This window comes from Allomuricauda sp. CP2A (genome assembly GCF_001683915.1).
Taxonomy (GTDB): Bacteria; Bacteroidota; Bacteroidia; order Flavobacteriales; family Flavobacteriaceae; genus Flagellimonas.
This window is the reverse complement of the sequence record NZ_LXTT01000170.1, coordinates 1-20,907: the sequence shown is the minus strand read 5'-3', so window position 1 is coordinate 20,907 and position 20,907 is coordinate 1. Positions and strand designations below refer to the sequence as shown.

Genomic DNA, 20,907 nt, shown 5'->3' with positions numbered 1-20,907 from the left:
ATAGTTTAGGTCATTACAAAAAATAGCATCTGTCTTAAATTATATTCTTTCTAAATTAACGGACTGGGTTAAGTTCCTAGAATTTAGTTCGACACATTAGCAACAATCATTCTGACCACATGGAGAACATTGTCATTATCGGAAATGGAATTGCGGGCGTTACCGCTGCACGGCATATCCGGAAACTTTCAGACAAACGGATTATCATTATCTCTGCGGAGACCGATTATTTCTTTTCCCGAACGGCACTGATGTATGTTTACATGGGGCACATGAGGTTTGAACACACCCAACCTTATGAAAATGGGTTTTGGAAGAAAAATCGCATTGAATTGGTCAAAGGGTATGTCACCCAAGTAATTCCTGAAGAAAAAAAACTATTACTTGAAGGTGCAGAGTCTATTACATATGACAAACTTATCATCGCCACAGGATCCAAACCCAACAAATTTGGTTGGCCCGGACAAGATTTGGATGGGGTTCAGGGGTTGTATTCCAAACAGGATTTAGATCTTTTGGAGGTGAATGCGCCCAATAAAAAAATCTGTAAACGGGCCGTGATCGTGGGGGGCGGATTGATCGGTATTGAATTGGCCGAAATGTTGCGAAGTCGTGATATACCAGTAACCTTTTTGGTGCGTGAAGACAGTTTTTGGAACGGTGTTTTGCCCCAAGGTGATTCCCAAATGATCAATGAACATATTTTGGAGCACCATATCGACCTACGGCTTGGCTCCTCCCTCAAAGAAATTGTTCCTGATGAAAACGGAAAGGTAAAATCCATTATTGTAGCGGAAACAGGAGAGGAAATCCCCTGTGATTTGGTCGGGCTTACGGCTGGAGTTACCCCAAATATTGATTTTTTAAAGGATTCTGGCATTGTATTGGGCCGTGGTGTTAAAGTGAACCGTTTTCTGGAGACCAATATCAAAGATATTTATGCCATTGGGGATTGTGCCGAACAGCATGAGGCCATTGGAAACAGAAGGCCCATTGAAGCAGTTTGGTACACGGGCCGGATGATGGGCGAAACCGTCGCCCAGACCATTTGCGGCCATAAAACGGCCTATAATCCCGGACATTGGTTCAATTCTGCAAAGTTCTTGGATATTGAATACCAAACGTATGGTTGGGTGTTTTCAGAACGAAGAAAGAAAGAGGAAGAAGTTCATTTTCATTGGAGACATCCCAAAGAGAAGCTTTGTATGACCATTGCTTTCCATAAAAATTCACAGCAAATTTTAGGCATCAATACCTTCGGTATTCGGTTACGCCATGACATATTTGACCGATGGCTCACCGAGAAAAGAACGATTGATCATGTTTTGGAGCATTTGGCCGATGCCAACTTTGACCCAGAATTCTACCGCAATTATGAAAGAGACATTGTGGGCAAGTTCAATTCCGATTTTGGGAAGTCCATCAAACCCAAAAAGAAACGTTTAAAACACATCTTCCAAACAAGTTAAATGGTTCAGGGTTTATGGTTCAGAGTTTATGGTTTATGGTTTGGAGTTTATTAAAAAGCTTATATGGCAAGAATAGAAAGATTTGAAGATTTAGAAGTTTGGCAATTGGCTAGAAAGATATGCAATGAAATCGAAGCACTTTTTCAAACTACACATCTAGGCAAGAACTTTTCTTTAAGAGACCAAATGGAAAGAAGCTCCGGTTCAATCATGGATAACATAGCGGAAGGTTTTGGGAGAGATGGTAATCGTGAATTTCATAACTTTTTAAGTTACTCAAAAGGATCTTGCTCAGAATTAAAATCACAATTATATAGAGCATTTGATAAGAAATTAATTCTTGAACAACAAATGGAATATGTCCAAGAAATAGTTGAACTAGAGACAAACAAAATTGGGGCTTTCATGTTCTATTTACGGAAATCAGACTTTAAAGGACAGAAATTCAAATCAACATAGAAGAACTACGAACAATGAACTATCAAACACATAGTAGAAGCATGGCCCTTACCGGGCAACCGCCAAAAAGCTTGAGCACAAACCAAAAGTTGGCCACCTTCTTGGGTGTCGCCGGATTGGTGGTGATGCTGTTGGCCATTTTCAACATTTCTTTTCCCAATAAGACATTATGGCTCACCCTATCACTTGCTGCTTTATTTGTGGGTGTTCTTTGGTTTTCTTGGGATGCCTATTCCCAAAAACTTCCAGGTATTAAAAACGACGGGGTCTATTTCAAATCCATATCCAGTCGCGGATTTTGGGCATGGGTGGCAGGCATTGCTTTGACCGGGTTTTATATTATCCTGTATTTCTATCCCGAATATCTGGGCTTGGTGAGCAAAGGGGATAATAAAGGTGTGATCGCTCTTTTCGACCCCTTGAGCAAGGCGTTGAGTGGCAATCCCGCCAGCCAATGGTTTGTGTACGGAACTTTATATACCGTTGCAATTTTGGCCTTTGGGATAAAATTTCTGTGGAAATATCGCCATAACCGTTATGAACGATTGCGAACCTTCAGTGTGATGTTCTTCCAAACCGCGTTTGCTTTTATTATTCCTGAATTGATGGCCCGTTTGAACGGGGACAAAATATTGAACGGGGGCAGTTTGCCCTACTACGACCTCAAAAATATTTGGCCCCTCAACTACTACAATTTTGAAAGTTATCGGATCAAAGGGTTTTTGAGCTCTGGGGATATTGGCTTTGCGCTACTGATTTTTGGCATTCTCTCCATTTTTGTCATCACTCCAATCCTAACCTACAAATACGGAAAACGATGGTATTGTTCTTGGGTGTGTGGGTGTGGCGGGTTGGCCGAAACTGCCGGGGATTCCTTCAGACATCTGAGTGATAAATCAACTTTTGCCTGGAGGGTGGAACGTTGGGTGGTGCACAGCGTTGTGGTTTTTGTCACCTTGATGACCACCGCAGTCGTTTATTCCTATTTAGGAACGGACACCAGCAAATACTGGTTGACCAAAAGCTCATTTTTAATCGGTGTTGCCACATTGCTGACCCTGGTTTTTGGCTGGGTGATGCTTTTTAAACGGGACCAGCTCCAAAAAGATGCCCAATATGGGGCCATTGGGTACTTTGTGATCATTATGGTACTCCTCGGGATGCACTTTTTTAGTGGCGATGGAAACGTGTTCTTGTTCAAATCTGAAACGCTTCGCAAATCCTATTCCTTTTTGATCGGCAGTATCTTTTCTGGAGTCATTGGAACCGGATTCTATCCCATTTTTGGCAATAGGGTCTGGTGTCGTTTTGGTTGTCCCATGGCCGCAATTCTCGGTTTTCAACAACGTTTGTTCTCCAAATTTAGGATTACCACCAATGGCGGCCAGTGCATTTCTTGCGGAAATTGTTCTACCTATTGCGAGATGGGCATCGATGTACGTGCCTATGCCCAAAAAGGCGAAAACATTGTTCGCTCCAGCTGTGTGGGATGCGGTATCTGCTCCGCAGTATGCCCCAGAGGGGTGTTGAAACTGGAAAATGGCCCGCTACAGGGAAGAATCGACAGCAATCAGGTTTTATTGGGCAACGATGTGGACCTCATGTCCTTGGTAAATCAGAAATAATACCTGTTGGTTTGCCATCAGTTCAACATAAATGAATGAAAAATTCATGGAATACCGTAGTTTTGGCAACTTCAAACTAAAATAAATTCCAAAGGCAACCTATGGCGGACATCAAGGTCATCATTCCCGCGATCAATGAAGGAGATTCCATAGGAAAAGTAGTGTCCGAACTCCCCAAACATGTTTCCGAAATTATTGTGGTGGACAACGGTTCTACCGATAATACCATGGAAAATGCCAAAAAAGCAGGGGCCGTTGTAATCACTGAAACCCGCAAGGGCTATGGGTCCGCCTGTCTAAGGGGCATGAAATATGTGGCCGAACAATCCAAAGTGCCAGACATCATCGTATTTATTGACGGAGATTACTCGGATTATCCGGAGGAACTGGATAAGGTAGTCGCCCCCATTTTGGAAAATGACATCGATTTTGTGGTCGGAGCGCGAAAAAAATCGCTTCGGGAACCCGGATCTATGACTCCGCAACAGGTTTTTGGCAACAAATTGGCCACTTTTTTAATGAGAATCCTGTTTAGGGCAAGATTTACGGATTTAGGACCATTTAGGGCCATAAAATATGAAAAGCTCAAAAAATTGGAGATGCAGGACACGACTTATGGATGGACAGTGGAAATGCAGCTCAAAGTACTGAGAAAAAACATGTCATATACCGAAATACCAGTGCGTTATAAACGAAGAATTGGTGTTTCAAAAGTGTCAGGTACGGTAAAAGGTACTATATTTGCTGGCATGAAAATTTTGGGTTGGATTTTTAAATACAGTTTAAAATAATATGGGACTCACAATTGCTCTTATCATAATAGCTATTTATAGTACAGCCTTAATTTTGATTTTCTTCTACAGTCTTGCCCAGCTAAATCTACTGGTCAACTATTTAGGGTACAAAAAACGAAATGAGGAAGCGCCCAAGTTCAACCTATTAGATCCCAAGGAAATACCATTTGTCACCATACAGCTCCCCATCTACAATGAAGAGTACGTTATGGAGCGTTTGTTGGACAACATTGCCAAAATAGAATATCCCAAAAGCAAGTTGGAAATCCAGGTTTTGGACGATTCCACGGATGATACTGTCATAGAAACAGCCAAACGCATCGAGGAACTCAAAAAAGATGGTCTGGACATCCAACATATCCGAAGAAAAAACCGACAAGGCTATAAAGCGGGAGCACTTAAAGAGGGGCTCGCCATTGCAAAAGGTGAGTTCATTGCCATATTTGACGCCGATTTTCTTCCAGAAAGTGACTGGCTTAAAAAAACTGTTCCTTATTTTAAAGATGAGGAAATTGGTGTGGTACAGACCCGTTGGGGACATATCAACCGTGATTATTCCACCCTTACCCGTATTCAGGCCTTTGCCTTGGATGCCCACTTTACGTTGGAGCAGGTAGGCCGAAATTCCAAAGGACACTTTATCAATTTTAATGGAACTGCCGGTATTTGGCGGAAAGAATGCATCTTGGATGCCGGTAACTGGGAAGGCGACACCTTGACCGAGGATCTGGACCTCAGCTACCGCGCCCAATTAAAAAACTGGAAGTTCAAATATTTGGAGGATGTGGAAACCCCTGCCGAATTGCCCGTTGTAATCAGTGCGGCACGTTCGCAACAGTTTCGTTGGAACAAGGGCGGTGCGGAAAACTTTAGAAAGACCGTTTGGAGTGTGATTACAGCCAAAAACATACCACTGAAAACCAAATTCCACGGGGTCATGCACCTGTTGAACAGCTCCATGTTCCTCTGTGTGTTCATTGTGGCGTTGTTGAGCATTCCCATGCTTTACATCAAAAATACCTATGGCCATTTGGGTTGGATATTTGAGGTGACCAGTTTCTTTATCATCAGTACCATTATCCTGTTCATCTGCTATTGGTTTACGTACAAAAGCATTCAAGGGAGCAGTTTTGATAATTTTGTGGACTACATCAAACTCTTTTTCACCTTCTTTTCCGTTGCCCTTGGTTTCTCTTTGCACAACACCGTGGCCGTTTTGGAAGGTCATTTGGGTAAGCGAAGCGAATTTGTTCGAACCCCAAAGTTCAACATCAACAGTATTAAGGACACCTGGAAAGGCAATAAATACTTGGCGAAGAAATTATCGCCCAATATGATTCTGGAATTCGCCTTAATGATCTACTTCCTTTTTGGAATGTACAGTGCCATCCCTTTGAATGACTACGGATTGTTCCCTTTCCATTTGATGTTGTTTCTTGGTTTCGGCTTTGTTTTCTTTAAATCACTGACCTCCAAGGCCTAAAATCCATGCTTTCTTACTGGCGCTTGCACAAATACCCGATACTCTTTGTTGTCGGCAGTATGTTGTTCTATGCTAGTTTTGGGTACGATTTGGCCCGTACCGATTTCATAAAACTGCTCATGCTCTTTGGCGGGCTGTTCTTTTTTATGGTCAAACTCATGCAGTTTGAGAAATGGAACTTTAAGTTCCTTCTTGTGGCGGGAATTCTATTTCGACTCGTTTTTTTATTTGCCGAACCCAATCTTTCCCAAGATTTTTATCGGTTTATTTGGGATGGGGAACTCATAAAAAATGGACTCAATCCCTATCTTCATACCCCTAATAACCTTATTGGGCAATCCAATGTAGCCATTGCCAATGCCCAAGAGTTGCACACAAACATGGGGGAACTCCATGCCAAAAACTTCAGCAACTATCCCCCCATCAATCAAATATTTTTTGCTTTGGCGGCCATTTTGGGCGGCGGAAGTATTCTGGGCTCCATCATTGTGATGCGGCTGATGCTGATTTTGGCCGATATCGGTGTACTGTATTTTGGTAGAAAATTGCTCCAAAACCTCAACCAATCCACCCACATGGCCTTTTGGTACTTTTTGAATCCCTTGGTCATTATTGAATTAACGGGCAATCTCCATTTTGAAGGGGTAATGCTATTCTTTTTGGTCTGGGCATTGTTCCTCATCTCAAAAAAGAAATGGCCCATTGCGGCTCCCATCTATTCCCTGTCCATAATGGTAAAGCTGGTCCCTCTCATTTTTTTGCCCATCTTTCTCAAGTATTTCAGGTTTAAAAAGAGTATGTTGTTCTATGCGTTCGTGGCAGTTGGGTGCATTGTGCTGCTCCTTCCATTTTATTCTCCATCTTTTGTTGATAATTATGCAGAGACCTTAAAATTATGGTTCTCCAACTTCGAATTCAATGCGAGCATCTACAACATCGTTAAAAAAATAGCGGTCACCCACTATGAATCCAAACCTTGGGAATTGATCGAATCCTATGGAAAGATTATCGCTAAAGTGATACTGGCTCTTGTACTATTGATTGCTTTCCTTCGGAAAAACCAAACCCTTGAAAGTGTCATCACGGCAATGGTTTTGGCCCTATCCAGCTATTACTTTCTGTCCAGTACCGTACACCCTTGGTACATTGTTTTTCTATTGGGGGTATCCCTCTTCACAAAATATCGGTTCCCTTTGGTCTGGTCGCTGGCCATTGTGCTCAGTTATCAGGCCTATTCCAATCCAGATTACAAGGAAAATCTTTGGTTATTGGCCGTTGAATATATTTTGGTGTACGGCTTTTTTGTTTATGAAATGATAGGTAGGGATTCAAAAAAGTTATATTTCTTCAAAAAACAAACCAATCCCTAGGTCAATTGGAATTAATTTGTACTTTTATCCCATAATGAAAGGACAAGAATACATATTTACAGCATTGAGCATCCCTGCTCCAGTACGTCCATTTTCTCCCCGTCGTCGCCCGTAAGGGTGCATTATTATCTATGGAAATAGGTGAGTCCATTTCCGCAAAACCATCAAAACATCATTTTTAATTTTATCTGTTTAATCGCTTGCAATGGAGATTGTAATTGCTAACGAATCACATTTTAAATACGCCCAAATTATCTGCGATACCATAGCGGAATCCGCTAAGGTGCGCGGTACCGGGATTGCCAAACGTACCCCTGAATATATCATGAAACGTCTGCAAAACGGGAATGCCGTCATTGCCCTGGACGGTGACACATTTGCCGGCTTCTGTTATATCGAAGTCTGGGGCAACAAGGATTTTGTGGCCAATTCTGGGCTTATTGTGCATCCGGATTATAGAAACCAAGGACTTGCCAAGAAGATAAAGAAGGCTGTCTTTGAACTATCGCGAAAGAAGTTCCCAGACGCCAAAATTTTTGGGATTACCACAGGGCTGGCCGTCATGAAAATGAACTACGAGCTGGGATATAGACCCGTAACCTTTTCGGAGCTTACCAATGACCCTGAATTCTGGAAAGGATGCCAAACCTGCAAGAATTTTGATATTCTTACACGTACCGAACAAAAAATGTGCCTGTGCACGGGAATGTTGTACGACCCAAATGAAAAAAAGAGCGAAAAAAAGACAGCATCAAAAAAATTAAACGGAAAGGCCTTTCAACGATTAAAGAATATCAAAGAAACCCTTTTCCTTAAGAAGAAAGAAAAATAAGTGTCAGTTCGAGCTGTCATCCTGAGCGAAGTCGAAGGAACAGTTTAGAAAGATTTTTCATCTGACTGCTTTCGTTACATCAATAAATTGAAGAACCAAAACATGAAAAAGTTAGTATTAGCCTATAGTGGCGGATTGGACACCTCCTATTGTGCCAAATATTTATCCCAGGAAGAAGGGTTTGAAGTACATGCCGTTAGTGTCAACACCGGTGGTTTCAGCAAAGCTGAAATCGAGGAAATTGAGCAAAAGGCCCTGGCCTTGGGAGCAACCTCCTATACCTCCATCAATGCCATTTCCAATTTCTATGAAAAAGTGGTGAAATATCTCATTTTTGGCAATGTGCTCCGAAACAATACCTATCCCCTTTCCGTAAGTGCGGAGCGGATTGTGCAGGCCATTGAAATTGTAAATCACGCTAAAAAGATTGGTGCCCAATACATCGCCCATGGCAGTACTGGAGCTGGGAACGATCAGGTTCGTTTTGATATGATCTTTCAAATCCTCGCCCCGGAAATTGAGATTATCACTCCGATCAGGGATAAAAAATTGGCCCGGGAAGAAGAAATCAATTACCTACAACAAAACGGTATCGACTATTCATGGGAAAAAGCGAAATATTCCATCAACAGAGGATTGTGGGGCACTTCGGTAGGTGGTGAGGAAACCTTGACATCGCACCTTTCCCTGCCTGAAAACGCATATCCAAGTCAATTGGAAAAAGAACTTCCCAAAGAATTGAAATTGACTTTTGAAAAGGGGGAACTCGTAGCCTTGGATGGAGAAGAAGACAACCCAGTGGCCAACATTGAAAAATTAGAGGCCATCGCGTCCAAATACGCCATTGGAAGGGATATTCATGTGGGCGATACCATCATCGGCATTAAAGGAAGGGTCGGTTTTGAGGCGGCGGCCCCGTTGATCATCATCAAGGCGCACCATCTGTTGGAAAAGCACACTTTGAGCAAATGGCAGCAGTATCAAAAAGAACAATTGGGCAATTTTTACGGCATGTTGTTGCACGAGGGGAATTATTTGGATGAAGTAATGCGGAACATCGAAGCCTTTTTGACCGACACCCAAAAGAATGTGTCCGGCGATGTATTTGTAACCCTTCATCCCTATCGATTTGAATTGAACGGAATCGCTTCCGATCATGATTTGATGAACGCTTCCTTTGGAAGTTACGGAGAAATGAACAAAGGTTGGACCGCGGATGATGCCAAAGGTTTCATCAAAATATTGTCCAATTCCGGGAAAATTGCAAACCACGTAAACAATAAAATTTAGAAGCCGTCACCCTGAACTTGATTCAGGGTCTCACTAGAGTGAGATGCTGAAATAAATTCAGCATGACGATAAATAATTCTCCATTGATATGAGAAAAAAAAATATTAAAGTAGGAATCATAGGCGGTTCTGGATACACAGGCGGGGAACTGATTCGAATTTTGTTGAACCACCCTGAAACTGAAATCGATTTTGTGTACAGTACAACACGGACAGGGAAGCCCATCACCTCGGCCCATCAAGACTTATTGGGATTGACGGAATTGGCATTTTCAGGAGAAATTAATCCTTCCGTGGATGTGGTTTTTCTTTGTTTGGGACATGGCAACTCCACTTCCTTTTTAAAGGAAAACACCTTTTCCAAAAACACCAAGGTCATTGATTTGAGCAACGATTTTAGGCTTAAGGCTGATGCCCATTTTGATGGAAAACATTTTGTATACGGACTACCGGAACTGTACAAGGAGCAAATACAATCCGCCGATGCCATTGCCAATCCCGGGTGCTTTGCCACCACTATCCAATTGGCATTATTGCCCTTGGCCAAGGCTGGATTATTAAAAAGTGATGTGCACATCAATGCGGTGACTGGAAGTACAGGTGCCGGCGTGGGATTGTCATCGACCTCCCATTTTAGCTGGCGAAACAACAACATTTCTTGGTACAAGCCTTTTACCCATCAGCATTTGGGTGAAATCGGGGAAAGCTTGGATTCCTACGGAAACCCTGTTGGAAAATTGTTGTTCTTGCCCACTAGGGGAAACTTTACCCGAGGAATTTTAGCCACTGCTTACACCTCTTTTGAGGGTTCCTTGGAAGAAGCAAAAAAAATGTACAAAGATTTTTACAAGGATGCTGCCTTCACCCATGTTTCTGATGAGGAAATCCATCTGAAACAAGTGGTGAACACCAATCAATGTCATATCCATTTGCATAAGCACGAAGACTTGATTTTGGTGACCTCAGCAACAGATAATTTGTTGAAGGGCGCCTCTGGACAAGCCGTTCAAAATATGAACTTGATGTTTGGTTTCCCTGAAACCGAAGGTCTATTGTTAAAAGCAGGGGTTTTTTAAGTCAATGTACCCTGAGCGTAGTCGAAGGGTCTAACATAAACCATAATATGGATTCCCGCCGGAGTTTATGCTGAGCAAAGCGAAGTATGGGAATGATAAAGAAATAAATTATGAAAATAGCAATCATAGGAGCAGGAAATTTGGGATTGGCCATTGCCAAGGGCATTTTGCACACCAACGGGGCCACCACCATGTACCTCACCAAACGGAACACCAAATCCATTCAGGAGTATGAAAAATACGGGAACGTTACGGTCACTTCAGACAATGAAGAGGCGGTAAAAAACTCCGATATTCTCATTTTTGCGGTCCAACCCGGTCATTTTACCTCCATTTTGGAGCAGACCAAGGCTCTGCTCACCGAAAAACATGTCATCATAAGCACCATAACCGGTTTTAGCATTCCTAAAATCGAAGGAATCATCGGTTCGGATAAATTCATCATCCGAAGTATGCCCAATACGGCTATTTCCGTAGGAAAATCCATGACCTGTATCTGTAGCAACGAACTCGGCAAAAAACGAATCGATTTGGCCAAGGCCATTTTTAACCGGATGGGGCACACCATGGAGATTCCGGAGGAGCAAATGCAAGCCGCCACGGTTATCTGTGCCAGTGGTATTGCCTTTTGGATGCGTTTGATTCGCGCAACCACACAAGGAGCCATTCAATTGGGGTTTGATGCCAAGGAGGCCCAGGAATTGGCCATGCACACCTGCAACGGTGCGGCCAGCTTGTTGATAGAATCCGGCAGCCACCCCGAAGAGGAAATTGATAGAGTGACCACGCCCAAGGGCTGTACCATTGAAGGATTGAACGAAATGGAACACCAAGGGTTGAGTTCCTCACTGATTCGAGGTATTGTGAGCTCATTTGAAAAAATCAGTCAAATTAAAAAGGGGTAATAGAATGAAATTATTTGACGTATATCCACTCTATGATGTCACCCCGGTGTCCGCCAAGGGCATTGAGGTGTGGGATGATAAAGGACAAAAATATTGGGATTTCTACGGAGGTCATGCCGTAATTTCCATTGGGCATACCCACCCCCATTATGTAAAGCGCATCAAGGACCAACTGGATAAAATGGCGTTTTACAGCAACTCTGTACAAAACCCGATTCAGGAGGAGTTGGCCGAGAAGTTGGGAAAACTATCCGGTTGTGAGGAATATGACCTGTTCATGTGCAATTCTGGTGCGGAGGCCAATGAAAATGCATTAAAAATGGCTTCGTTCCATACGGGAAAATCCAAGGTCATTGCATTCCACAATAGTTTTCACGGAAGAACTTCGGCTGCAGTTGCCGCTACGGACAATCCAAGCATCAATGCCCCCATCAACAAACAACAGGCGGTAACTTTTCTTCCCCTGAACGATTTTGATGCCTTCGAAAAGGCCATTACTTCGGATGATTATTGTGCCGTTATCTTGGAAGCCATCCAAGGGGTTGGCGGATTGGATGAACCTACCACGGAATTCTACCAATTCATCGCGAAGAAATGTAAAGAGCACCATGTCGTATTGATTGCAGATGAAGTACAATCGGGGTATGGACGGAGTGGTAAATTCTTTGCTTTTCAACACCACGGCATCCAGCCTGATATCATTTCGATTGCAAAAGGAATGGGCAACGGCTTTCCTGTTGGGGGTGTTCTGATTCATGAATCCTTCAAGCCTTCGTATGGTCTTTTGGGGACCACCTTTGGGGGCAATCATTTGGCCTGTGCAGCAAGTTTGGCTGTTTTGGAAGTATTGGAAAGTGAAGGCCTAACTCAAAACGCCGCTGAATTGGGAGCCTATTTCAAGGAAAAGGCCCAAGAAATCCCGGAAATCAAAAATATAAAGGGCCGCGGATTAATGATAGGCCTTGAGTTTGATTTTGAAGTAGCTGACCTTAGAAAAAAACTGATCTATGACCAACATATCTTTACTGGCAGTGCCAAAAACAAGAAGTTGTTGCGGTTTTTACCCGCATTGAACATCAACAAAGAACATGTAGACCTATTTTTTGAAGCACTGCAAAACGCATTGAAATGAAGCATTTTTTATCTGTTAACGATATTGAGTCCCTCCCCGATTGGGTGAACGAAGCGATTACCCTAAAGCAAAACCCCTATCAATTTGAAGATTTGGGGAAACATAAAACCTTGTGCCTTTTGTTCTTCAACAATAGTTTGAGGACACGTTTGAGCACCCAAAAAGCGGCCATGCAATTGGGCATGGAGGTCATGATCATGAATTTTGGCAGCGAAAGCTGGGTTTTGGAGTACCAAGATGGTTCCGTAATGGACCAAGGCACTTCGGAACACATCAAAGAAGCGGCGCAAGTCGTCTCACAGTATTGCGATATTATTGCCATTCGGGCTTTTCCCGATTTAAAGGACAGAGAGAAGGATGAGGCTGAGGAAGTTCTCAATGGTTTTGCCAAATATGCTTCCGTTCCCGTGGTAAACATGGAAAGTTCTACGGGACACCCTTTGCAGGCATTGGCAGATGCTATAACTTTGGCAGAATACAGCCCCAGACCAAGACCCAAAGTGGTGTTGTCCTGGGCGCCCCATCCCAAAGCTTTGCCCCATGCCGTGGCCAACTCATTTACCCAAATGATGAAGTTACAGGATGCAGAATTTATGATCACCCACCCCAAAGGGTATGAACTAGACCCCAAGATCACCCAAGGCTGCCAAATTGAATATGATCAAGAGAAGGCGCTGAAGGATGCCGATTTTGTGTATGTGAAAAACTGGAGCAGCTATACCAATTATGGAAAAGTGCTCCACCAAGACCTAAACTGGACCATGACACAGCAAAAATTGGGACAGGCCAAATTTATGCACTGCCTTCCGGTGCGCAGGAATATTGTTGTGGAAGATGCCGTTTTGGATGGAAATCAATCATTGGTGATCAACCAAGCACAGAATAGAACCTTTTCAGCACAAATAGTCCTGAAAAAAATATTGGAAGCCTTATGAAACAAAAACTATCCATCGTAAAAGTAGGGAGCAACATCATTGAAGACGACAATGGGTTCGTCCGTATTTTAGACCTTTTTTCCAAAATGCCAGGGAACAAAATCATGGTGCACGGAGGAGGAAAAAAAGCCACACAGATTGGGAACAAACTGGGTATTGAGGCCAAAATGATCAATGGTCGAAGAATCACCGATGAAAAAAGTTTGGAGATTGCCATTATGGTGTACGGTGGATTGGTAAGTAAACAGATCGTGGCCCAATTACAGGCTTTTGGCACCAATGCCATTGGCATGAGTGGCGCTGACGGGAACACTATATTGGCTCATAAAAGACCTGTCACAAAGGTGGATTTTGGCTATGTGGGCGATGTGGACAAAGTAAACGGCTATGCCCTTTTTAAATTGTTGCAAGCCGGTTTCACCCCCATATTGTGTGCTTTAACGCATGATGGAAAAGGACAATTGCTCAATACCAACGCCGATACCATTGCAGCGGAAATAGCCATTGCCATGTCCGATCAGTTTGATACCACCCTGTACTATTGTTTTGAAAAGAAAGGCGTACTGGAGGATGTGGATGATGAAAATTCAGTCATTACCCATATCAATTCCAAAACGTATGAAGAGCTTCTGGCCTACGGGATTATTTCAAACGGGATGCTACCCAAGATGCACAACTGTTTCCATGCCCTCAAAAACCAAGTGAAAAAAGTGTGCATTGGAGACATTACCATGCTGGAAGAAGGCAACCCAAATTTTACCACATTGACACTATGAAAATCAATCAAGAGATTTTGACCGAAAAAGCTATTGCGTTGCTCAAGCAACTTATTTCCATCCCATCGTTTTCAGGTGAAGAGGACAAAACTGGCAATGCCATTGAAGCCTTTTTACAAGAATTTGGGGTGAAAACGGAACGGCAGTTCAACAATATTTATGCCTTCAACAAGCATTTTGATGCCTCCAAACCCACCCTGCTGCTAAACTCCCACCACGATACGGTAAAACCCAACAGTGCCTATACCAAAGACCCTTTTCATCCCCATATTGAGGATGGTAAACTCTACGGACTGGGCAGTAATGATGCTGGAGGATGTTTGGTGTCGCTCTTGGCCACCTTTGTCCATTTTTATGAAATGGAAGGATTAAGTCATAACATCATCATGGCCGCCACTGGCGAAGAAGAGGATGCTGGCGAAAAAAGCATTCGGGCCTTGCTTCCCATTCTCCCTAAAATTGATCTTGCCGTTGTGGGCGAACCCACTTTAATGGATTTAGCCATTGCCGAAAAAGGTCTGGTAGTCTTTGATGCCTTGGTGGAAGGTACTCCATCCCACGCAGCCCACCCTAATGACAACAATGCCATTTATAACACTATTGATGTTTTACAGTGGTTCAAGGACTATTCGTTTGATAAGGTTTCGGATGCTTTGGGAGAAGTGAAACTCACCGTAACACAAATCAATGCCGGAAAACAGCACAATGTTGTGCCCGCACAAGTGGATTTGGTGGTGGATGTTCGGGTAAACGACTGTTATTCCAATCAGGAGATAGCTGATTTGTTACAAAAGGAAGCTCCGTGTAAAATGACGCCGCGTTCCTTGCGACTCAATTCATCCTGCATTGACCCCGGCCATGATTTGGTGAAAAGTGGATTGGCCTTGGGCAGAAAAACCTATGGCTCCCCCACTTTGTCCGACCAAGCGGCACTAACATGCCAATCGGTGAAGTTGGGCCCTGGGGACAGCACGCGTTCCCATTCGGCCAATGAATTTATTTATGTACGGGAAATCGAGGAGGGAATCGATTTATATATTAAAATATTAGAGGGATTTTTAAAAAAGAATTGATAAGGAGTTCGAGCGGAGTCGAGAACCCGATAAACAGATTCCCGCAGGAGTTAATGCTGAGCAAAGCGAAGTGCGGGAATGACAACTACAAACTATGAAACTCTGGGACAAAGGTTTTAGTACCGATAAAAAAATAGACCATTTTACTGTTGGAAATGACCGGGAATTGGATTTGGTCTTGGCAAAATACGATGTCATCGCCTCTACCGCACATGCCAAAATGTTGGGAAAGGTTGGATTGATCTCCCAAGAAGAATCCAATGATTTAGTGAATGCTTTGAGCGACATCGTCAAGGACATCGAAAACGAAAAATTCACCATTGAGGACGATTTTGAGGACATGCATTCCAAAATCGAATTTCTCCTCACTGAAAAATTGGGGGACACCGGTAAAAAAATCCATTCCGCACGTTCCAGAAACGACCAGGTTTTGGTGGCCATGCAGCTTTATCTAAAGGATGAGCTGACCGAAATCAAAACGCAGGTCAAGACCCTTTTTGATCTGTTGTTGGAGTTGGCCGAAAAACACAAAAATGTACTCTTGCCCGGCTACACCCATTTGCAGATTGCCATGCCCTCCTCGTTTGGACTTTGGTTTTCCGCTTATGCCGAAAGTTTGGTGGACGATCTGTACTTTGTACAGGCGGCCCACAAAGTGACGGACCAAAATCCGTTGGGAAGTGCGGCCGGGTATGGCAGCTCCTTCCCCATCGACCGAAGCTTTACCACATCAGAAATGGGCTTTGACACCCTAAAATATAATGTGGTTGCCGCTCAAATGGGTCGTGGAAAAGTAGAAAAAGCCGCTGCCTTCGGGATATCCAGTGTTGCGGCTACGCTATCCAAAATGGCGATGGACATTTGCTTGTACATGAGTCAGAATTTTGATTTTATTTCCTTCCCCAATGAGCTCACCACGGGAAGCAGCATCATGCCGCACAAAAAGAACCCGGATGTTTTTGAACTGATTCGGGCCAAATGCAACAAGATCCAGTCCGTGCCCAACCAACTCACCATGATCATGAACAATCTGCCCAGTGGGTATCACAGGGATTTGCAGTTGGTGAAGGAAGTCATCGTTCCCGCCCTTCAGGACATGCAGGCCTGTTTGGAGTTGATGACCTTCAGTTTAAAGGAAATCAAGGTGAACCCAAACATTCTGGAAGACCCCAAGTACGATTACCTCTTTAGTGTGGACACCCTGAACGAATTGGTAAAGAGTGGAATGCCGTTTCGGGATGCCTACAAAACCATGGGCAAGGCCATAGAAAATGGCAATTTTAAGCCCAAACGGGACATTGAACACACCCATGAAGGCAGTTTGGGCAATTTATGCTTGGAAGAGATTCGTGAGAAAATGGAAAAGGCACTGAATCCTTAAAAACTCGTTTTTTTGGGATAGTTATCAATTCATAGGATACATCTGTTCATTTGTGTTGGGCTCTAAATTTGAAAAAATACTAGCCTTACTCTCAAGTATTGACCTGTTTTTAGTATATGTTGAAATAGTTCATTACACTGGATTCCCACCTTAAACAATGGCAATAAGCCGAACAAAAACCATAAAATCTTGATAATCTGAGCTCTATATTGTATTTTATGGAAAATGAACCCAAATATTCTCTTAATGCTTTTCTGCTTAAAGAAGAAGAGCAGATTACTGGTAAGGAGGGTAAAAATTCTACATTATGAAAAAGTTAATACCTTTTTTCTTGGTCTTTTTCATGGCTATTTATGCCTACTCACAAAATGACCAACAAACACAGGAAAAGCTGCCAATTATTGACATGCACATGCATACTGGGCTTCCTCATGAAGTGCCTGTTGGAACCCCATCCCTTTGTCGCCCTGAGCCCTGTAAAGGTGATGTTAAATCGGTCAGCATTCCTGATTTGAAGAAGAAAACTTTGGAGGCTATGGATCGTTATAACATTGTCAAAGGTTTTCTTAGCGGAGTTGATTTATCGGCAGTCCAAGAGTGGGCAAATACCAATCCTGAACGTTTTATTGCATCTCCTTTTATTTTACAACCCAAAAGTTCTGCCTTAGAAAAGCTTAAACGAGATTATGCGGAGGGACGTTTTAATGGAATGGGTGAAATAGGAACCCAGTTAAATGGAATACCTCCAAATGACCCACAAATGGAACCATATTTCAAGTTGGCAGAAGAACTAGACCTTCCAGTACTCATCCATACCTTGGGAATCGGCCCCTATATGCCAAATTTTAGGTCAGCGGCCGGTAGTCCTTTACTGTTGGAGGAAGTCCTTGTAAATCATCCTAAACTCCGCCTTTTTTTAGAAAATGCCGGTTTTCCCTATCGAGATGAAATGATTGCGATGATGTATCAATATCCCCGACTTTATGCGGACGTATCTACAATAACCTGGGTAATCCCCAGGGCCACTTTTTATGACTACCTAAAGGCACTTATTGATGCCGGCCTGGGAAAGCGGTTAATGTTCGGTTCTGACCAAATGGTATGGCCACAAAAAATCGGAGAAGCTGTGGAAGCAATTGAAGAAGCCCCTTTTTTAACCTATGAGCAAAAACGCGATATACTGTATAATAATGCTGCCCGTTTTCTTCGTTTAGAAGAAGCTAATTAAACTAAATGTTGCGTTTTTGGTTTAAAATTGATTTTAGAATCGATGCATGAAATTTGTAGTGTTTCTTTAGGATTTGAATCGTACATGGATTATTAAGAAAAACAAGCGCTTCATAAAAACACAAAATTCATTGCTAAATTGGGTATCTTGACCTTTGAGTTTATCCTAATTGTCATAATATCCTTTTATGCAAAAAAGATTTTTAACCTCCATTCTGGCTTTTGCCTTTATTTTGCTCGCTGCAAATGCCCAAGATCAATATCCCAAAAACGAAAACGTAGATGTGCAACACTACGTGTTTGGCCTTTCCCTGAACGATGCCTCCAACGAAATTCAGGGCGATACCCAGGTCACCGTTTCCTTCGCAGAAAAAGCCGTTCCCTTTGCCTTGGATTTGGTTGCAAAATCAGGCACTTTTGGAATGGAAGTGACTCAAGTACTGGAGGATACCATCCAAGCTGATTATTCGTATGCCCAGGACAAAATCAATATTGTTCCAAAAACCGAGGCAAAAACCCAAACGTTTACGGTAAAATATCACGGTATTCCCGAAAGAGGCTTGGTCATAGACACCACCAAGTTTGGCAATCGCTCCTTTTTTGGGGACAACTGGCCCAATTTGGCAAGGCATTGGCTGCCTTCGGTGGACCATCCGTATGACAAAGCCAGTATTGAATTCCAAATCACCGCGCCAGACCATTACGATGTAGTGGCCACCGGTGAAAAAATTGAAGAAAGCAATCTAGAGAACGGCTACAAACTTACCATTTATGAAGAACCGGCCCCTGTGGCCACCAAAGTGATGACCATCGGGGTGACCGAATTTGCCAGTCGGCTTGTGGATGAAGTGCAGGGCATTCCCGTTACCGCCTGGGTATACCCGCAAAATCGATTGGAGGGCTTTCACGATTATACCGTAGCGGGAAAAGTACTCGAATACTTCATCGAATCCATTGGTCCCTACTCCTATGCCAAACTGGCCAATATGCAGGCCAAAACCCAATGGGGTGGACTGGAAAATGCCGGAACTATCGCCTATTTTGAAAATTCCGTGACAGGAAACAACACCGTTGAACCCCTGATTGCCCATGAAATTGCCCACCAATGGTTTGGCAATTCGGCCACCGAGAAAAGTTGGAACCACGTTTGGCTCAGCGAGGGGTTTGCCACCTATTTTTGCATCCTTTATTTGGAAAATGTGTATGGTGATGACCGTAGAAAAGAGGAATTGGCCATTGACCGAAGAGAGATTATCGCCTATTACAAAACCAACCCTTCGCCCATTGTGGATCTGACCATATCCGACCCCATGCGGGTATTGAGCACCAATACCTACCAAAAAGGGGGCTGGGTACTGAACATGCTCCGGCATAAGTTAGGCGACGACGACTTCTGGAATGGAATTCGAAAATACTACGCCACTTATCGCAACAGCAATGTGCTTTCAGAAGATTTTAAAAATGTAATGGAAGAGGTCTCCGGTGAAAAGTTGGATGCCTTTTTTCAGCAATGGCTGTTTACGAAGGGACATCCACAGCTAAAATGGGATTGGGAATACAAAAAAGGGAAGGTCATGCTCCATTTGGAACAAGTACAAACCCATCACGTGTTCAAATTTCCGTTGGAAATTGGTTTGGTCAAGGATGGAAAGATCATCATTGAAACCATCCAAGTGAATGAGCAAATTGAAAGTTTTGAGCTTCCATCTAAAGTTAGCCCAGATAGTGTGGTCTTGGATCCTAACCAATGGACTTTGTTTGAAGAAATAGGTCAACCGTAGGCTTATTAAAAAATCATCTTCAAATCGATGATTTTTTGCCCAACTTAATTTCCAATTTCTTTGTGGATTTTTGGATGCCATTCAAAGATTGAAATTCATCAACTTTTTGTAACTTACAGACAAACAAGTATTTAAAAACCTTTAACACCAAACCAAATGAAAATCAACAAAGAAGACATCCCTGTCACCATGGAAGCCCCAGAAACTAAAATGCGTACCCTTTCTGGCTTTGGCAACATGGATGCAAACTACCATGAACTGCCTCAGGGCACCGATTTTACCCCATTACTCAAAGGTCTAACCAATGATAGCTGCCATTGTCCCCATTACGGCTATATTATTGAAGGAAAAATAAAGGCTATTTATGATGATGGCACGGAAGAGTTGTTGGAACCTGGGGATATTTTTTATTTACCGCCGGGGCACACGGCCATAGTTGAAGAGAGCGCAAAATACATAGATTTTAGTCCAACCAAAGAACATACAGAGGTGCTGTCACATGTGGCCGAAGTGATGTCCAATATGGGATAGCGGCACTTTTAATGGTTATACTCTCGCTGGAGCAAGTGGCACCATTGGCCGCGGGGTAATCTTTTATGTAAACCCAAATAGTGCATACATCAATTAGCAGGTGAATATCAAGAAAATTTCCGATAGCTTCACTTATTAGTCTAATTATGGTATTATGTGTTGTTCAAAATCTTTCGAAATTCTAACTAAATATATCTACTATGCCTTCTTTATACTATTAATCGGTTCTTGTACTGGGAGCAATAAATCAATTAAAATGGATTTAATCATTTATACTGATTTTTTAAACCCAAAGCAGAGATATGATTCAATCATCAATGACTTTATGCAATCAAAATTTGTGGATAGCGTTAAAATTATTGGTATGCCAATTACGGAGCCTTCATTGAATATTCAGATAGACACTGAGGCTGTTCGCAGAAATAAAATATCCCTTGACACATTAAATAAGCATATTGAAGATATAGTGGGTAATGAGTTAAAGTCTTTGGATGAACTATTAAATCATTTTGTAATAAACAAATCAGGTCATAAAATACCTCTTCGTACTCTGGCAAAAGCATATCACAAAGCTGAATATTATAAGCCAAAAATATTTTTACCGAAACCTGATTCTTTCCATTATCAAAATACCAGAGCAATAAAAATGGAGCTTTATACCTCCAAAAAAGACAAAAAAGACTTGATTGAATTAATCATGACGGTGATTCCAGATAATTCCAATAATTTCAACACGGAACAATGGAAGTTTGAAATTATTGAATAAGAA

General features: G+C 42.6%; 19 protein-coding genes. All 19 read left to right on the top strand.

From position 1 onward, the window contains the following. The first annotated feature begins 119 nt into the window (after positions 1 to 119). The 19 genes from A7D14_RS19465 to A7D14_RS19375 all read left to right on the top strand — a co-directional run bounded on the left by A7D14_RS19465 (position 120) and on the right by A7D14_RS19375 (position 20,904). Entirely contained in the window at positions 120 to 1,469 is a 1,350-nt protein-coding gene (locus tag A7D14_RS19465) for an NAD(P)/FAD-dependent oxidoreductase (protein ID WP_067038176.1), read from the top strand. Between the two features lie 63 nt (positions 1,470 to 1,532). Then, on the top strand, positions 1,533 to 1,928 hold the full coding sequence (locus tag A7D14_RS19460) for a four helix bundle protein (protein ID WP_067038174.1): 396 nt from the start codon (positions 1,533 to 1,535) through the stop codon (positions 1,926 to 1,928). A 14-nt stretch (positions 1,929 to 1,942) separates the two neighbouring features. Then, positions 1,943 to 3,553: a 4Fe-4S binding protein gene (locus tag A7D14_RS19455; RefSeq protein WP_067038172.1), complete on the top strand. Its 1,611-nt coding sequence runs from the start codon at positions 1,943 to 1,945 to the stop codon at positions 3,551 to 3,553. A 101-nt stretch (positions 3,554 to 3,654) separates the two neighbouring features. Then, the gene (locus A7D14_RS19450; protein ID WP_067038170.1) at positions 3,655 to 4,344 is read left to right on the top strand and encodes a glycosyltransferase family 2 protein; all 690 of its coding nucleotides are present in this window, start codon (positions 3,655 to 3,657) and stop codon (positions 4,342 to 4,344) included. A gap of 1 nt (position 4,345) precedes the next feature. Next, complete coding sequence (locus tag A7D14_RS19445; RefSeq protein ID WP_067038168.1) at positions 4,346 to 5,830, top strand: cellulose synthase family protein; 1,485 nt, start codon at positions 4,346 to 4,348, stop codon at positions 5,828 to 5,830. A gap of 5 nt (positions 5,831 to 5,835) precedes the next feature. Continuing rightward, entirely contained in the window at positions 5,836 to 7,200 is a 1,365-nt protein-coding gene (gene mptB, locus A7D14_RS19440) for a polyprenol phosphomannose-dependent alpha 1,6 mannosyltransferase MptB (RefSeq protein ID WP_067038166.1), read from the top strand. Between the two features lie 205 nt (positions 7,201 to 7,405). Continuing rightward, a complete protein-coding gene (locus A7D14_RS19435; RefSeq protein WP_067038164.1) occupies positions 7,406 to 8,032 on the top strand; it encodes a GNAT family N-acetyltransferase in 627 nt (208 codons plus the stop codon). Positions 8,033 to 8,134: 102 nt separating this feature from the next. Then, the gene (gene argG, locus A7D14_RS19430; RefSeq protein WP_067038178.1) at positions 8,135 to 9,322 is read left to right on the top strand and encodes an argininosuccinate synthase; all 1,188 of its coding nucleotides are present in this window, start codon (positions 8,135 to 8,137) and stop codon (positions 9,320 to 9,322) included. A gap of 88 nt (positions 9,323 to 9,410) precedes the next feature. Continuing rightward, positions 9,411 to 10,397, top strand: a complete 987-nt coding sequence (gene argC / locus A7D14_RS19425) for an N-acetyl-gamma-glutamyl-phosphate reductase (RefSeq protein WP_067038163.1) — start codon at positions 9,411 to 9,413, stop codon at positions 10,395 to 10,397. A 110-nt stretch (positions 10,398 to 10,507) separates the two neighbouring features. Then, complete coding sequence (proC, locus tag A7D14_RS19420; RefSeq protein ID WP_067038161.1) at positions 10,508 to 11,302, top strand: pyrroline-5-carboxylate reductase; 795 nt, start codon at positions 10,508 to 10,510, stop codon at positions 11,300 to 11,302. A 4-nt stretch (positions 11,303 to 11,306) separates the two neighbouring features. Next, on the top strand, positions 11,307 to 12,434 hold the full coding sequence (locus tag A7D14_RS19415) for an aspartate aminotransferase family protein (protein WP_067038158.1): 1,128 nt from the start codon (positions 11,307 to 11,309) through the stop codon (positions 12,432 to 12,434). Further along, positions 12,431 to 13,369 (top strand): acetylornithine carbamoyltransferase, encoded by a 939-nt coding sequence (locus tag A7D14_RS19410; protein ID WP_067038157.1) that lies wholly within the window; start codon positions 12,431 to 12,433, stop codon positions 13,367 to 13,369. The genes A7D14_RS19415 and A7D14_RS19410 overlap by 4 nt, the downstream gene beginning before the upstream one ends. Then, positions 13,366 to 14,145 (top strand): acetylglutamate kinase, encoded by a 780-nt coding sequence (gene argB / locus A7D14_RS19405; RefSeq protein ID WP_067038155.1) that lies wholly within the window; start codon positions 13,366 to 13,368, stop codon positions 14,143 to 14,145. Before A7D14_RS19410 ends, argB begins: the two co-directional genes overlap by 4 nt. Continuing rightward, positions 14,142 to 15,218 (top strand): M20 family metallo-hydrolase, encoded by a 1,077-nt coding sequence (locus A7D14_RS19400; RefSeq protein ID WP_067038153.1) that lies wholly within the window; start codon positions 14,142 to 14,144, stop codon positions 15,216 to 15,218. Before argB ends, A7D14_RS19400 begins: the two co-directional genes overlap by 4 nt. Positions 15,219 to 15,312: 94 nt before the next feature. Continuing rightward, positions 15,313 to 16,599 (top strand): argininosuccinate lyase, encoded by a 1,287-nt coding sequence (gene argH / locus A7D14_RS19395; RefSeq protein WP_067038150.1) that lies wholly within the window; start codon positions 15,313 to 15,315, stop codon positions 16,597 to 16,599. Between the two features lie 307 nt (positions 16,600 to 16,906). Beyond that, positions 16,907 to 17,827, top strand: a complete 921-nt coding sequence (locus tag A7D14_RS19390; protein ID WP_067038148.1) for an amidohydrolase family protein — start codon at positions 16,907 to 16,909, stop codon at positions 17,825 to 17,827. Positions 17,828 to 18,014: 187 nt separating this feature from the next. After that, positions 18,015 to 19,607, top strand: coding sequence for a M1 family metallopeptidase (locus tag A7D14_RS19385; protein WP_067038146.1), 1,593 nt, complete (start codon positions 18,015 to 18,017; stop codon positions 19,605 to 19,607). A 156-nt stretch (positions 19,608 to 19,763) separates the two neighbouring features. Beyond that, positions 19,764 to 20,138 carry a cupin domain-containing protein gene (locus A7D14_RS19380; protein ID WP_067038144.1) on the top strand — a complete coding sequence of 125 codons (375 nt, stop codon included), beginning with the start codon at positions 19,764 to 19,766 and terminating at the stop codon, positions 20,136 to 20,138. Positions 20,139 to 20,394: 256 nt separating this feature from the next. Continuing rightward, positions 20,395 to 20,904, top strand: a complete 510-nt coding sequence (locus A7D14_RS19375) for a hypothetical protein (RefSeq protein WP_067038142.1) — start codon at positions 20,395 to 20,397, stop codon at positions 20,902 to 20,904. Positions 20,905 to 20,907: the final 3 nt, after the last annotated feature.